Source organism: Aquitalea sp. (assembly GCF_030150775.1).
GTDB lineage: Bacteria > Pseudomonadota > Gammaproteobacteria > Burkholderiales > Chromobacteriaceae > Aquitalea > Aquitalea denitrificans.
This window is the reverse complement of sequence record NZ_JASLFG010000003.1, coordinates 149,330-163,531: the sequence shown is the minus strand read 5'-3', so window position 1 is coordinate 163,531 and position 14,202 is coordinate 149,330. Positions and strand designations below refer to the sequence as shown.

At 60.6% G+C, this 14,202-nt stretch carries 16 protein-coding genes; 10 read left to right on the top strand and 6 right to left on the bottom strand.

Annotated features, from left to right (window positions below; genetic code table 11):
• The first annotated feature begins 191 nt into the window (after nucleotides 1–191).
• Nucleotides 192–887: a MarC family protein gene (locus tag QVF59_RS01515; RefSeq protein ID WP_287876951.1), complete on the top strand. Its 696-nt coding sequence runs from the start codon at nucleotides 192–194 to the stop codon at nucleotides 885–887.
• Here the strand turns inward: QVF59_RS01515 and QVF59_RS01510 are convergent.
• Together QVF59_RS01510 and QVF59_RS01505 are read right to left on the bottom strand one after the other, a co-directional pair.
• Complete coding sequence (locus QVF59_RS01510) at nucleotides 873–1,466, bottom strand: acyl carrier protein phosphodiesterase (RefSeq protein WP_287876950.1); 594 nt, start codon at nucleotides 1,464–1,466, stop codon at nucleotides 873–875. The two genes, QVF59_RS01515 and QVF59_RS01510, sit on opposite strands and share 15 nt — an antisense overlap.
• Nucleotides 1,463–2,053, bottom strand: a complete 591-nt coding sequence (locus QVF59_RS01505; protein ID WP_287876948.1) for a HutD/Ves family protein — start codon at nucleotides 2,051–2,053, stop codon at nucleotides 1,463–1,465. The genes QVF59_RS01510 and QVF59_RS01505 overlap by 4 nt, the downstream gene beginning before the upstream one ends.
• Nucleotides 2,054–2,332: 279 nt before the next feature.
• Here QVF59_RS01505 and yiaY point away from each other — a divergent pair, with 279 nt between their 5' ends.
• On the top strand, nucleotides 2,333–3,463 hold the full coding sequence (yiaY, locus tag QVF59_RS01500) for an L-threonine dehydrogenase (RefSeq protein WP_159875607.1): 1,131 nt from the start codon (nucleotides 2,333–2,335) through the stop codon (nucleotides 3,461–3,463).
• A gap of 57 nt (nucleotides 3,464–3,520) precedes the next feature.
• Here the strand turns inward: yiaY and QVF59_RS01495 are convergent, their stop codons facing one another.
• Nucleotides 3,521–4,435 (bottom strand): LysR family transcriptional regulator, encoded by a 915-nt coding sequence (locus tag QVF59_RS01495; RefSeq protein WP_287876946.1) that lies wholly within the window; start codon nucleotides 4,433–4,435, stop codon nucleotides 3,521–3,523.
• 91 nt (nucleotides 4,436–4,526) lie between these two features.
• Here QVF59_RS01495 and QVF59_RS01490 point away from each other — a divergent pair, with 91 nt between their 5' ends.
• The gene (locus tag QVF59_RS01490) at nucleotides 4,527–5,303 is read left to right on the top strand and encodes a sulfite exporter TauE/SafE family protein (protein WP_287876944.1); all 777 of its coding nucleotides are present in this window, start codon (nucleotides 4,527–4,529) and stop codon (nucleotides 5,301–5,303) included.
• 74 nt (nucleotides 5,304–5,377) lie between these two features.
• Here the strand turns inward: QVF59_RS01490 and QVF59_RS01485 are convergent, their stop codons facing one another.
• Nucleotides 5,378–5,683, bottom strand: coding sequence for a YMGG-like glycine zipper-containing protein (locus QVF59_RS01485; RefSeq protein WP_287876943.1), 306 nt, complete (start codon nucleotides 5,681–5,683; stop codon nucleotides 5,378–5,380).
• A gap of 286 nt (nucleotides 5,684–5,969) precedes the next feature.
• Entirely contained in the window at nucleotides 5,970–6,299 is a 330-nt protein-coding gene (locus tag QVF59_RS01480; RefSeq protein ID WP_287876942.1) for a DUF2249 domain-containing protein, read from the bottom strand.
• A 151-nt stretch (nucleotides 6,300–6,450) separates the two neighbouring features.
• Between QVF59_RS01480 and QVF59_RS01475 the strand changes: the two genes are divergently transcribed.
• Genes QVF59_RS01475 through QVF59_RS01455 form a run of 5 tightly spaced genes read left to right on the top strand, consistent with a single transcriptional unit; the run spans nucleotide 6,451 to nucleotide 10,322 of the window.
• Nucleotides 6,451–6,774 (top strand): helix-hairpin-helix domain-containing protein, encoded by a 324-nt coding sequence (locus tag QVF59_RS01475; RefSeq protein ID WP_287876941.1) that lies wholly within the window; start codon nucleotides 6,451–6,453, stop codon nucleotides 6,772–6,774.
• A gap of 6 nt (nucleotides 6,775–6,780) precedes the next feature.
• Complete coding sequence (locus QVF59_RS01470; protein WP_287876940.1) at nucleotides 6,781–7,419, top strand: paraquat-inducible protein A; 639 nt, start codon at nucleotides 6,781–6,783, stop codon at nucleotides 7,417–7,419.
• On the top strand, nucleotides 7,401–8,066 hold the full coding sequence (locus QVF59_RS01465) for a paraquat-inducible protein A (protein ID WP_159875612.1): 666 nt from the start codon (nucleotides 7,401–7,403) through the stop codon (nucleotides 8,064–8,066). The genes QVF59_RS01470 and QVF59_RS01465 overlap by 19 nt, the downstream gene beginning before the upstream one ends.
• Nucleotides 8,035–9,714, top strand: a complete 1,680-nt coding sequence (locus QVF59_RS01460) for a PqiB family protein (protein ID WP_287876939.1) — start codon at nucleotides 8,035–8,037, stop codon at nucleotides 9,712–9,714. Before QVF59_RS01465 ends, QVF59_RS01460 begins: the two co-directional genes overlap by 32 nt.
• Complete coding sequence (locus QVF59_RS01455) at nucleotides 9,711–10,322, top strand: PqiC family protein (protein ID WP_159875614.1); 612 nt, start codon at nucleotides 9,711–9,713, stop codon at nucleotides 10,320–10,322. The genes QVF59_RS01460 and QVF59_RS01455 overlap by 4 nt, the downstream gene beginning before the upstream one ends.
• Here the strand turns inward: QVF59_RS01455 and QVF59_RS01450 are convergent.
• Nucleotides 10,319–11,824: an amidase gene (locus tag QVF59_RS01450; protein ID WP_287876938.1), complete on the bottom strand. Its 1,506-nt coding sequence runs from the start codon at nucleotides 11,822–11,824 to the stop codon at nucleotides 10,319–10,321. The two genes, QVF59_RS01455 and QVF59_RS01450, sit on opposite strands and share 4 nt — an antisense overlap.
• A 224-nt stretch (nucleotides 11,825–12,048) precedes the next feature.
• On the opposite strand from QVF59_RS01450, the gene QVF59_RS01445 reads away from it, so the two are divergent.
• Both QVF59_RS01445 and QVF59_RS01440 read left to right on the top strand, forming a co-directional pair.
• Entirely contained in the window at nucleotides 12,049–12,996 is a 948-nt protein-coding gene (locus tag QVF59_RS01445) for a DMT family transporter (protein ID WP_159875616.1), read from the top strand.
• A 427-nt stretch (nucleotides 12,997–13,423) separates the two neighbouring features.
• A complete protein-coding gene (locus QVF59_RS01440; protein WP_159875617.1) occupies nucleotides 13,424–14,152 on the top strand; it encodes a pseudouridine synthase in 729 nt (242 codons plus the stop codon).
• Nucleotides 14,153–14,202 lie beyond the last annotated feature (50 nt).

Sequence of the window (14,202 nt, the reverse complement as noted above, 5' to 3'; positions counted from 1 at the left end):
CCCGGCGTTGCCGGGCCTTTTTCATGAATGTGCTGGTCTGGCACACAAATTTTTTGTCGGCTGCGCTGTATGGTAGTGATACGCACGTTACAATCGCCGCGCAATGCACGGCATGACAAGATGCATCACGAGACGCACCATCCCCCACCAAGCAGGCCGGAGCCTGCCCGGAGAACAATAATATGGCCCTGATGTCACTTTTTTTCAGCAAATATCTGTTTGTGCTGGCAGCGCTGCTGCCCATTATCAATCCTCCCGGATTGGTGCCCATTTTCATTTCGATGACCGCGCGCAACAGCAAGCAGCAGCGGGCTTTTCTGGCGCGCCGCATTGCGCTGTACTGCTTTTTGCTGCTGCTGGGCAGCATGTATGTGGGCAGCTTTGTGCTGGAGTTTTTCGGTGTTTCGCTGCCGGTGGTGCAGTTGTCCGGTGGCTTGCTGATTTCGCTGGCTGCCTGGCGCATGCTCAATGACAATCCGGCGGAAAGCAATCAGCCCTCCACTGAATCGGCACGCCAGGAAAACCGGGACGAACTCAAGCAGCGGGCCTTTTATCCGCTGACCTTCCCGCTGACCGTGGGGCCGGGTTCCATTTCGGTGTCCATCACCCTGGGTGCGTCGATGTCGGTTGCCGGCAAGCCCATGGTCAAGTACATGCTGGTGCCGATGGCCAGCCTGGCCGCCGTACTGTCCCTCGCCGTGCTGGTGTACATGTGTTATCGCCATGCCGACAAGCTGTTGGGCTATCTGGGACAAACCGGCTCGGTGGTGTTCCTGCGCCTGTCGGCCTTCATCCTGATGTGTCTGGGGGTGCAAATCATGTGGGAAGGGGTGGAGCAGCTGTTTGTCGAGCTGATCCAGAACAACGCCGACCTACTGCGCCGCTAGGCCAAACCCTTGGGCCACGGCTTGCTGCAGTTGCGGATAAAAGGCAAGAAAATCCGCCTCCAGTGCAGTGTACTGCTGCAGTAGGTCGTCAATCCCGTTGGCCACCGGGTTGTCACGCTGGATGCGGTGGCGGGAAAAGCCGCGTAGCACGGCGGCAATGCCTTCGGTTTCTGCATACGACCCCAGCCAGTCCTGTGCCTGCATGCGCGGCAGGATTTCCAGCAGCCGTGGCGGCAGCCATTGGCGATGTGCCTGCAGTTCTGCATAGCTGCGCGCGGTGAAATCGGTCAGTGGCATGCTGGAAAAAACAGTCCAGTGCCGTGCCAGGAAATGGTCGTAAAAGATGTCCACCAGAATGCCGGCATAGCGGCGTCGCATGGGCGCAATGCGGTTCTTGCTTTGCCTCACCAGCGGGTGGCTGTCGGTATGGCTGTCGATCTGCCGGTGCAGGGCCATGCCCTGTTGCAAGGGGAGGGGCAGGTGCCCGGCCTGGGATGGCTTGAGGAAGTCGCCCAGCAGATTCCCCACCCGTGCCGCCGCATCGTCCGGTGCCAGATGCAGGTGGGCCAGGTAGTTCATGCGGCACTCTGGCGATTGAGTCTCACCACGATGACATCCGCCCTGTCTGTGCTGAACAGGGTGAGGCCCACGGCCAGCGCCTGCCACACCGCATCCCGCGGCCCCAGCCGGCAGTGCCGGCCATCTTCACGGTACACCTCCAGCGTGCTGCCGGCTGCCAGCATCACCAGCAATACCTCATCATCACTGTGCACATGCAGCTTGCCTTGCACTGCCAAACGCTCTGTTTGCTGACGGTAACGGCCGCGGCGGGTCATGACGTTGAAGTCGGTCACCGGCCCATCCTGCAACTGGCTGGTGATGGCTTCTTCCCCGGCAAAGGCCAGCGGCTGGCTGTTGATTTGCAGCAGGCTGTTGCTGCCATCGCCGCGTTGCAGGAGCAGGCCATTGCCATCCAGCAGCAGCAACTGGCGGTCCACCCCGGCAAAGTGCGAAAACGGACCGTCACTGGCCACGCTGGCCATGCTGATGCGGTAGTCGAAATCATCCAGTGTGGCATCCGGTGGGGCAATCAGGATCTGGCGGGTGGTGCCGCCGCCATTTTTCCATGGTGTGGCCGGATAGTCGCGGGCAAGCAGGGTGTGCATGGCGTGCTCTGGCAAGTGAAAACGCGATTATCGCCCCATGCGCACGGGTGTGCATCTACTGTCTGCGGTGTCTGGTGGCAAGGCCTTGTCGCAACCGGGCTTTGTAGTGCTGCAGCTACAAGGGACCGGGTTTGATCTGACGCAATATGCCATTCCACTGGAGTGCCAAGATGGAGCCAAACCTTACTGGCGCGGCAGGAAGGGCCGAATGGTTCTCCTGTTTCCGGTTCGCTTTCCAATGCGAGCCGGCCGCACCCACCCCACCCTAAGGAGATCATCATGGCTACCAGCGCTTTCTTCATTCCTTCCGTCAACCTGATGGGAGCCGGCTGCTTGCAGCAGGCCGTAGACAGCATGCAGGCCCAGGGTTTCAAACGTGCGCTGATCGTGACCGATGCCGGCTTGGTCAAGACCGGTCTTGCCGACAAGGTGGCCGCGCTGCTGGCTGCGGCTGATATCCAGTCGGCAGTATTCGATGGCGTACACCCCAATCCGACCTGCGCCAACGTCAATGCTGGCTTGGCACTGTTGCAGGAAAAACAATGTGATGTGGTGATTTCGCTGGGTGGCGGCTCGCCGCATGACTGTGCCAAGGGCATTGCCCTGGTCGCGGTGAATGGCGGCAAGATCCAGGATTACGAAGGCGTGGACAAGTCGGCCAAGCCGCAGCTGCCGCTGGTGGCCATCAATACCACGGCGGGCACGGCCAGTGAGATGACGCGTTTTTGCATCATCACCGACGAGGCGCGCCACATCAAGATGGCCATCGTGGACAAGCACACCACGCCCATCCTGTCGGTAAACGACCCGGAAACCATGGCCGGCATGCCGCCTTCGCTCACTGCCGCCACCGGCATGGATGCACTGACTCACGCCATCGAAGCCTATGTGTCGACCATTGCCACCCCGATTACCGACGCCTGCGCGCTCAAGGCCATGAGCCTGATCGCGGCTTTTCTGCCGCGTGCCGTGGAAAACGGCCAGGACATGGAAGCGCGCGAACAGATGGCCTATGCCCAGTTCCTGGCTGGAATGGCGTTCAACAATGCCTCGCTGGGTTATGTGCATGCGATGGCACACCAGCTGGGCGGCTTCTACGACCTGCCGCACGGCGTGTGCAATGCGGTATTGCTGCCGCACGTGCAGGTGTACAACAGCAAGGTGGCTGCTGCGCGTCTGGCTGATGTCGGCGTGGCGCTGGGCGTGAAGGCTGGTGCAGAAGATGCGATTGAAGCCATCCGTCAGTTGGCTGCCAAGGTGGGTATCCCGGCGGGTCTGACGCAATTGGGGGTGAAAGTAGAGGACATCCCGGTACTGGCGACCAATGCCTTGAAAGACGCATGCGGCTTTACCAATCCGGTTCAGGCCACGCACGAAGAAATCTGCGCCATCTACCGTGCAGCCATGTAAACCCCGTGTAGCCTGATGTGTAGCAAACAGAGCCGGCCTTGCCGGCTCTTGCGCATTTCAGCGGCTGGCAAAACCTGCCGCCGTGGCGGCGCTGCGGATGGCATCCAGCACCAGCCTGGCCTTGCGTGGAATCCGACGGCTGGCAAACACGGCATGCATCTGCGCATCCTCCCCACGGTTGGACACGATGCGGTAGTCCGGGCACAGCCGCACCAGCTGGCCGCTTGCCACCAGTGGTTCGGCCAGCCAGTCGCCCATGCGTGCCACGCCCCAGCCGGCCAGTGCGGCCTGCAGCACTGCATTGCCGGAGCTGACGCGGTGGCTGGCATTTAGGTTGAGGCTGACCTGATGGGTAGCCGAGACAAAATTCCAGGCCTTGAGAATGCGCGGTGCGGCATGAATCAGGATGGCGTGCTCGCTCAGCTCTTCTGGCTGCTGCGGCAGGCCGTGGCTGGCGACATAGGCCGGGCTGGCGTACAGCCGGCGCTGATAGGGCCAGAGCGGAAAGCCGATCAGCTCGCTGGAAGCGGGGTAGGCCCCGCGGATGCTGAAGTCCAGCTTTTCGCGTATCGGCTCCAGGATGGTGTCGCTGTACAGGATGTCAAAGCGCAGTTGCGGGTTGCTGTTGGCCAGTTGCTGCAGGATGGGCGGCAGGAAATGGCTGGCCATCACCTCGGGTGCGGAAAAGCGCAGCCAGCCGCGTGGCGCACTGCCCAGGGCGGCCAGGTCGTCTTCCACTTCTTCTTGCAATTGCAGCATCTGCCGCGCGGTATCGTAATAGGCTTCGCCGGCCATGGTCAGGCTGACCTGCTTTTGCGAGCGGGCCAGCAGACTGGTGCCCAGGCTTTCTTCCAGCGCCTGCACCGCACGCGTGGCGGTGCTGGGTGATGTCCCCAACTGACGCGCAGCCGAGACAAAGCTTTTGCGTTCCACCACGGCGCAGAAGACCTGCAGTTCCCATAACAGCTTCATATACTTACCAGATTGCAGAATTTGCAATACGGTATTGCAACAACATGGTCGGTGCAAGCCCTACAATGGCTTCCATTATCAGGAGGCAGTCATGTTGTTGACCTTGGGATTCTTGTGTTTCTTCTCTTTCATGGCCGGTCTGATCGACGCCGCCGTCGGCGGTGGCGGCCTGATCCAGACACCGGCACTGTTCAATTTTCTGCCGCAGTATTCGGCAGCCACGCTGTTTGGCACCAACAAGATGTCTTCGGCAGTGGGAACGCTGTCGGCCACGCGGTCTTATCTGCAGCGGGTGCGTCTGCCGTGGAAGCTGGTGATACCGGCAGCCATCACCGCCTTTATCATGTCCTTTGCCGGTGCGGCCACGGTAAATGCCATCCCCAAGTCGGTGATCCGCCCGCTGGTGCTGGTGCTGCTGGTGTTGATGGCCATGTACACGCTGTGGAAAAAAGACTTTGGCAAGCTGCACAAGCCGGTGACGATAGGCCGGCGCGAAATGGTGGTGGGCATGGCCATTGGCGGGGCCATCGGTTTTTATGACGGTCTGTTCGGGCCGGGCACTGGCAGCTTCCTGATCTTCCTGTTCATCCGCTTTTTTGCCTTCGACTTCCTGCATGCCTCGGCCGCGGCCAAAGTGGTCAACCTCACCACCAATGTGGCAGCGCTGGCGTTTTTCATCCCCACCGGCAATGTGCTGTTCCAGTACGCCATTCCGATGGCCGGTTTCAATGTGCTGGGTGCCATGACCGGTTCCTGGGTGGCGATGAAGAAGGGGGCGGGCTTTGTCCGTATCCTATTCCTGCTGCTTACCACGGTGCTGATAGGCAAGCTGGCCTGGGACATGTTGCAGCCCTGGCTGCATGGCTGAATCCGGCTTGCTGGCTGAAATGAAAAAGACCACGCTAAATCGCGTGGTCTTTTGTCTTGTTGCCCGCTGAAGACTCAGTCGTGCTTGTCCCAGCCGCGGTGACGGCCATGGTCGTGATGACGATGGTGATGATGATGGCGTCCCTCATCACGCGCCGGGCCGTCCTGGCGCTGATCCTTGGTGGTAATGGCCACGCCGGTGGCTCCACCCACCGCGCTGCCGATGATGGCACCATTGCGGCCACCCACGGCATTACCGACTGCTGCACCTGCTGCACCACCTACTGCACCACCAAGAATCGCATCTGTTGTCGAGCCGGCCTGGGCTGCAGTTGCTGCCAGGCTGAGGGCAATTACCGAAATCCATTTATTCATTTGCATGATTCGCTAATCCACTGTGTAAGTGGCGGCAGTCTAGTGAAGGTGGGGTGAAATGGACAAGCTGTGAAATGTTAGTAAGTATTGAAAAGCGTTTGGCAGGAAATGGCCATGGCATGATCTTGCGCTGATGGAATGGCAAGGTATTGATTTGAAGTGTTTTTTTATTCCGCACTGACGGCTTGGGTTTATAACAATCTGTTACAGAGTCAGGTCGGGTAAATGTCCTGACCCTGCAACAACGATTGTCATGCCGCAAGGGGAAATACTGCGTAGCCTGGAGCGTGGCTTACTGACCGGAGCAGCCGCAACCGCCGCCGCCACCGCAACCACCACCGCTGGCCGGGGCGGTTTCCTGGGGCTTGCCCAGGCTGATCTGGAATTCGATCACGATCATTTCCGGCTGGCGCTCGGCATAGCGGAAGGTGATTTGATGGCCATAACGCTGGCGGACCTGTTCCAGCAAGGGCAGCGGGTCGTGATCATTGACAAAGCGCATCACTTCGCCATCGTGCAGCGATTCAAGTGCGCCGAAAATGGCAGCATGGCGGAAGCGCTTGGCAATACCGCGAGCATCGAACAAATAGCTGGTATTCAGCTGGGGGGACAGCGTGGTCATGGTGTTCTTCCTGCTTGAGGGTGGTGAAGCCCGGATTTTGTCGCAGGCCAGGCTTACCTAGCCTTGAGTCAGGATAAGAATTTCAGCTTTGCCCACAGCGCAGCGGGTAAAGTCCTTGTAGCCTGCCCGCAGCAAATAACCGGAGATCCTGATGAAGCCGCAACGTTGTCCCCCTGCCGCGCAGGCGCACAGCCTGCTGCAGCTTCCCAATGTCGGCGCGGCCATGGCAGCAGACTTGCGCCTGCTCGGACACGAGACGCCGCAGTCGCTGGCCGGTGCTGATCCCCATGCGCTTTACCTTCAGCTGTGCAGCCTGAGCGGGACCAGACAGGACCCCTGTGTACTGGATGTCTTCATCTCGGTCTGCCATTCCCTGCAGCATGATCAGGCGCTGCCCTGGTGGCACTTTACGGCCCGGCGCAAGCAGTGGCAGGCCGGGCAAGCTGTCAGCCTGCTGCCGCCGGCTGTACAATAGCGCGCCATGAGTCAAAATATCCGCCAGCCAGCTACAGGCACACGCCTGCTGGCCTGTCACGAATGCGATCTGCTGCAATCTGCCCCGCCGCAAACGGAGCAGGGCGCATTGTGTTGTCGCTGTGGCTGCCAGCTGCTGCCGGGGCCGGCTTATCGTCCTACCACCTCGCTGGCGCTGGTGCTGGCCGGTTTGCTGGTGTTTGTGCTGGCCAATGTGTTTCCGGTTGTCGGTCTGGAGGCCAACGGGGTCAAGACGGCCACCACCCTGCTGGGGACGGCCTGGCAGCTATCGCAGCAGCAAATGGAGCCGGTAGCCTTGCTGGTATTGCTGACCGGCGTGCTGACGCCGGGGCTGGAGCTGCTCTGCCTGCTCTACCTGCTGCTTCCCTTGGCACTGGGGCATGCGCCGCCTGGCTTTGCCCGGGTGATGCGCCTGGTGCGCGTGTTGCACCCGTGGGGCATGGTGGAGGTATTTCTGTTGGGCGTGCTGGTGTCGCTGGTAAAACTTGCCCATATGGCCGAAGTGCATCCGGGCATCGGCCTGTGGTCGTTTTTTGCCCTGATCATCTTGCTGGCAGGTAATGCCAGCCGTTTTGATCCGGGCTTGCTGTGGGAGCGCTATCTGGCATGCCGCGCTACCAGGTAAACAGTGCGGCCAGCCAAGGGCTGTGGACTTGCCACGGCTGCGGGCTGCTGTGCCGCGTCGGCAAGACCCAGGCTGACCGCGCATCCTGCTGCCCGCGCTGCGGGGCCGGGCTGCACCGGCGCAAGCCGCACAGCCTGCAATATGCCTGGGCCTTTTTGCTGGCCGCCATCGTGTGCTACATCCCGGCCAACCTGATGCCCATCATGCTGACGGAAATGCTGTCCGGCACCCAGCGCGATACCATCATGAGCGGGGTGGCCTATCTGTGGCGCAATGGCTCCTGGCCGCTGGCGCTGGTGGTGTTCATCGCCAGTGTGCTGGTGCCCTTGCTGAAAATACTGTCCATGCTGCTATTGCTGCTGACCGTGCACTGGCGTTCGCGCTGGGCACCCCGGCAGCGCACCCGGCTGTACCGCCTGCTGGAAGTGGTGGGGCCGTGGTCCATGCTGGATATTTATGTGGTCGGTTTGCTGGTGGCGCTGGTGCAGCTGCAATCGCTGGCCACCATCAAGGCCGGTCCGGGGGCTGTTGCCTTTGGTGCCGTGGTGGTGCTGACCATGCTTTCCGCCATGCATTTTGATCCCAGGCTGATCTGGGATGTTTTCGAGGATGATGATGAGCGACAAGCCTCTGCCGCAAACGACTGACGAGCATGACAGCGCGACCGGCGCTGATGATCCCCGTAGCCCTGATGGCGTGCCGCTGGCAGTGGCCCGGCCCGCCCGGCCCGGCCGCTGGTCGCCTTCGCTGGTGTGGCTGATTCCGCTGGTGGCGGCGCTGATTGGCGGCTATCTGGCGGTGCAGGCCATTCTGGCGCGCGGCCCCACCATCACTATTACCTTCCGCAGTGGTGAAGGGCTGGAAGCCGGCAAGACCCGCATCAAGTACAAGGATGTGGATATTGGCGAAGTGACGGCGGTACGCATCAGCCCGGACAGCAAGAATATCGAGGCCACTGCCCAACTGAGCAAGGAGGCCGAGCGCTTTCTGGCGCGCGACAGTCGCTTCTGGATCGTGCGGCCGCGCATTGCCGGCGGCAGCGTATCCGGCCTTGGCACGCTGCTGTCCGGTGCCTATGTCGGCATGGATGCCGGCAAGAGCAGCGAGATGAGCCAGCACTTTACCGGGCTGGATGTGCCGCCCATCATTACCGGTGACCTGCCGGGCCGCCAGTTTGTGCTGAAAGCATCGGAGCTGGGATCGCTGGACATCGGCGCACCGGTGTATTTCCGCCGTGTGCCGGTGGGGCAGGTAGTGGCCTACCAGCTGGATCGTAACGGTCGCAATGTCGACATCACCGTGTTCGTCAATGCGCCATACGACCGCTTTGTCACCGCTGACAGCCGCTTCTGGCATGCCAGTGGTATCGACCTGTCGGTATCGGCCAATGGCCTGAAGGTGAATACCCAGTCGCTCAGCGCCATCATGCTGGGCGGCGTGGCGTTCGAAACCCCGGTTGCCCCCGATGAAGGCAAGCAGGCCGGGGCAGGGGCCACTTTTACCTTGTCCAATACCCGCGAGCAGGCCATGCAGTCGCCAGACCATGAAGTAGTACCGCTGCAGCTCAAGTTCCAGCAGTCAGTGCGCGGTCTTACCGTGGGGGCTCCGGTGGATTTCCGTGGCATCGTCATTGGTGAAGTCACCGCCATCGGCATGGAATACGATGCGCCGCGCAAGGATTTCAACATGCTGGTTACCATTCGCATCTTCCCCAGCCGGCTGATCAGCATGTCCAGCAATCTGGACGAAACCCGGCTGCATCAGCTGAAACTGGACAAGATGGTGGAGCACGGCATGCGGGCGCAGCTGCGTTCGGGCAGCCTGCTGACCGGCCAGTTGTTCGTGGCGCTGGATTTCTTCCGCGATGCCAAGCCGGCACGTCTTGGCCGCAGTCAGGGCATGGACGTGCTGCCCACCATTCCGGGCGATCTGGAGGAGCTGCAAGGCGTGCTGCAACGCATTGCGCGCAAGCTGGACAAGGTGCCGTTCGACAGCATAGGCCAGGAGCTGGATGCCACCATCAAGGAGCTGCACGCCACGCTTGGCACGGTGCAGCAGCTGGGTAATAGCCTGGATGGCAAGGTGGTGCCGCAGACGCTGCAAACCCTGCAGCAGCTGCAGCAGACGCTGGATAACGCCAATCAGGCATTGCAGAGCAATTCGCCGCTGCAGCAGGATGTGCGCAAGGCAGCACAGGAAGTATCAGAAACCGCGCGCAGCTTCCGCGCCCTGAGTGATTATCTGGATCGCCACCCGGAAGCGCTGATCCGCGGTAAACAGGAAAGCAAACCATGAGCAAGCAATTCGCCCTGATCCGCCGCCTGGCTGCGATGCTATTGATTACGGGATTGACGGCCTGCAGTTCGGTACCGGTGCATTACCATCAGCTGCAAGCAGGCCTGGCCAGTGCGCAAGCCTTGCAGCCCGGTGCGGTATTGCTGGTGGAGCAGGCCAGCCTGCCTGCTGGCAGCGATCGGCCTCAGTTGCTGTTGCTCGATGCTCAGGGCCGCCCGCAGTTGCTGGAACAGCATTATTGGACAGCCAGCTTGTCCCGTCTGCTGACACAGGCGCTCGCCGGCAATCTGGCTGCGCAACTGGGCCTGTCCAGCGTGTATGCCGCGCCGCAACTGGGCCTGGCGCGTGCAGATCTGGTCCTGCAGCTGGATGTGCGTGACTTCCGCCTGCAGCAAGGGCAGGGTGCGACATTGAGCGCCGCATGGCGCGTACTGCGACCGGGGCCGGGGGGCGTATTGCTGCAGGGTTATTTCAGTCAGCAACACCAAGCCAGCGCCATGGACAGCGCTGGCCTGGTAGCTGCACAGCAGGTGCTGCTGGATGACTTGAGCCGGCAGATTGCCACGGCGTTGGCTGCGCACGCCGACTGGCTGCATCCGGTACGCTAACGCGTAACAGAAGACGGGCGGCGCTGGAACCAGGGCTGGGCATTTTCCAGTTGCGCCGCCAGCTGCAGCAGCAAGCTGTCTTGCTCTTTGGCCGCGACAAACTGGGTACCCACCGGGATATTGCTGGCAGTCCAGTACAGCGGCACGCTCATGGCAGGCTGGCCGCTCATGTTGAAGGGAATGGTCCAGCCGATGTATTCCATCAGCTTGCGTGAGTGCTCCGGCACCAGTTGGCTCAGTTTCAGTGTCCAGTCCCAGCCTAGATGGCCTAGCAACAGAGTGGACAGCGCGTCCTCAAGGCGGGAGGTTCCCAGGCTGCCAATGGCTGCCGGCAGCTGGTTCAGTACCGGCGTCACCAGCACATCGTAGCGTTGATGAAAGGCTTGCATGCTGCGCCCTTGGCGCAGGGCAAAGTCGCGCATCCAGGCAAACTCGCCAGCAGACAGCAGCTCTCCATAGCGCGCCAGCGTCCAGCTGGACGGTTCCACCAGCCTGAAGCTGGCCTGACGTCCGCACAGGCGCATGCTGTTGCGCATCAGGCTGGCCATTTCACCGCACACCATCACCAGCATGGCACGACACATTTCTTCGGCACCGTCCAGTGGTGGGTGGGCTTCTTCTACGCTGTGTCCCAGGTTTTCCAGCAGGCGCAGGCTGTGACTGAGGGCGGCATCGCACTCGGGATGCAACTGCCCGCCCATGAAGGGGCGGCGCGTGTAGGCAATGCGCAGCTTGCCGGGAGGCTGTGCCAGGCCGGCCAGAAACGGCTGTGGCGGTGGCGGGCAATGGTAGGCATCGCCGCTGTCATGGCCCTGGCACAGGATATCCAGCATGGCTGCGCTGTCACGTACGCTGCGGGTCAGCACGTGTTCGCTGGTAAAGCCCTGCCAGCTTTCCGAGCGGCTCGGGCCGCATGGCGAGCGCCCGCGGCTGGGCTTGAGGCCGAACAGCCCACAATTGGATGCCGGTATGCGGATGGAGCCGCCGCCATCGCCACCATGTGCAATCGGGACCATCCCCGCGGCGACGGCAGCCGCCGAACCGCCACTGGAGCCACCGCAACTGAGGGCGAGGTTCCAGGGGTTGCGTGTCGCTCCGGTCAGGGCGGATTCGGTATAGGGGTAGAGGCCGAATTCCGGTGTGGCCGTCTTGCCGGCAAACACCAGTCCGGCTGCCCGGTAGCGGCGTACTAGCTCGGCATCCTGCTGCGGAACGTGCTCGGCAAACAGGCGGCTGCCGTTGCTGGTGGGAGTGCCGGCCACGTCGGCCAGCAGGTCTTTGAGCAGGATGGGCAGGCCGGCCAGCGGGCTGCTGCCGGCTTGCACCCGTTGCCGGTCTGCCATGTGGTCCAGGCGCTGGATCACCGCATTCAATGGTGGATTGCGGGCATCCATTCTTTCCCGCGCCGCGCGCAGCAGCTCCGCCTGGCTGATCTGGCCGCTTGCCAGCAGGCTGGCCAGGGACAGGCCGTCGTGTTCTTCGTATTCCGGGAAAAATGTCATGGTTTCTTCCTGGTGCTGACAAAATCCGTTCAGCATAATCGGTTTTGGTTGGCAATGTTGATATTGCAATTTTATAGTGTTGCTTTATTTTTTGTATTATTGGTTTTTAATTTCAATTAATTTGAAAATAAAAAATTTAAACAATTATTTTTTGTTTAAATTTGAACTTATGTGGTGTGTGGCTTGGGTAGAATCTACAGCAATTTCAAATTGTGCTCATCATCATGACGCGTATCGCTTCATCCCCTCGCTCTGCCTATATCCTGCTGGTGCTGACCATGCTGCTGTGGTCTACCAACTTTGTCATCGCCCGTGCCATTCATGGCCAGATCGGGCCTTTTGGTCTGGCTTTCGGGCGCTGGGCCATTGCCTTGCTCTGCCTGCTGCCCTTCGGTCTGCCACGGCTTGGCCGCGCCTGGCCGCTGCTGCGCCAGCAATGGCAGAAATTGCTGCTGCTGGGGGTGTTTGGCATCGGGCTGACCAATACGCTGGTGTATGTGGCAGTGCGCACCACCACGGCCACCAATGCTGTCATCCTCAATAGCGCCACCCCGATGATGGTGCTGGTGCTGGGCTCGCTGTATTTCCGGCAAAAGCTGGCGCGTCGGCAGTGGGCCGGCATGCTGGTGGCCATGGCCGGGGCCCTGTTGATTGTGCTGAAGGGCAATGTGATGGGCATGAGCACGATGCAGTTCAGCCGGGGCGATTTGCTGGTGCTGGCGGCGGGTTTGTGCTGGGCCGTGTATACCCTGGGGCTGCGTACCTTGCTGCCAGGGCTGGATGCATTGGTGATGATGATGGTGTTGTTGCTGGTGGGGGAGTGCATGCTGTTGCCTGCATTCGTGCAGGAAACCTGGCAGGCTGGCGGTTTTCACTTGCTGTCCCTGTCTGCCGGGGCGGCCTTGCTGTATCTGGGGATATTCCCTTCGGTGCTGGCTTTTCTGATGTATAACCGCGCCATTGCCCAGGTGGGGGCGGCCAAGGCGGCGGGTTTTCTCTATCTGATGCCGGCTTTTGGTGCGGTGCAGTCCATCCTGCTGCTGGGGGAGGAGTTGCACTGGTACCATGTAGCCGGTCTGGCGGCCATTTTTACCGGCATTGTGCTGGGTTCGCTCAGCCGTCGCTCTGTCAGCCGCCAGCAGGTGGCTGTGGAGCTATCCGCCGCCGACTGATGCGGTGTTGACTACGGATTTCTACGGATGGTTAAAAAGACAGCTTCCTACTAAAGTTACGTCTGTTGGCAGTGCCCGTACTTATTGGATCTCCTGCAGTACCTGCCAACCTCAATTTTGCTTTGTAGTTGAAGTACTTCTGGCTTTTGTTCCTCTTCAGTATTGGCTTTAGCTCGGCCCGGTGATTCCTCCCCGTTTCACCGGGCATTTTCTTGCCCGTCTTTTGCTCCCTGCTGTGTTTTCCCCTGCGGTGACCTCGTGTCAGGACCTGGCGCATGGTGGTAATCATGGTCAGTCTGCGGTCTATCCCCTACAATAGCGCCAGATCAACAGCGGCTGTGCCGGTGGTGACGTGCTGCCCGGGATAATTTTGCACTGGCAGTGCGCAACCGGTGCTACCCGCTTTTTTTATTACAGGATGCTTTACATGGAACCCGTACGCCTTTCCAAGCGGATGGCCGAACTGGGTATTTGCTCCCGTCGCGAGGCGGACAGCTATATCGAACAAGGCTGGGTCAAGGTAGACGGCGAAGTGGCCGTGCTTGGCCAGAAGGTGCTGCCGCACAACACCATTGAAGTGCTGAAGAAGGCACAGGATGCCCAATCGTCACGTGTGACCATTTTGCTCAACAAACCGGTGGGTTATGTGTCCGGTCAGGCTGAGAAGGGCTATCTGCCTGCTGTCACGCTGGTCAAGCCTGAAAATCACTGGTCGGAAGACCCCAGCAAGAAGCGCTTCATTCCGGCGCATCTGCGTGGCCTCGCACCGGCCGGGCGTTTGGACATCGATTCGGTGGGCTTGCTGATACTGACTCAGGATGGTCGGGTGGCCAAGCATGTCATTGGAGAAAATTCTACAGTCGAGAAAGAATACCTGGTTCGGGTGACTGGTGAATTGAGTGACCGTGGACTGGCCTTGCTCAACCATGGCCTGTCGCTGGATGGCGAAGCGCTCAAACCGGCAGAAGTTGCCTGGCAGAATGAAGACCAGCTGCGTTTTGTCTTGCGTGAAGGCAAGAAGCGCCAGATCCGCCGTATGTGCGAGCTGGTGGGCCTGCGCGTGGTGGGGCTCAAGCGCATTCGCATTGGCAACATCAAGCTGGGTAATCTGCCCACCGGGCAGTGGCGTTATCTGCGTGATGACGAGATGTTCTGACCCTGTCAGGCCGGGTTTGACCGACGCAGTGCAACGGCGACCGGAGGTCG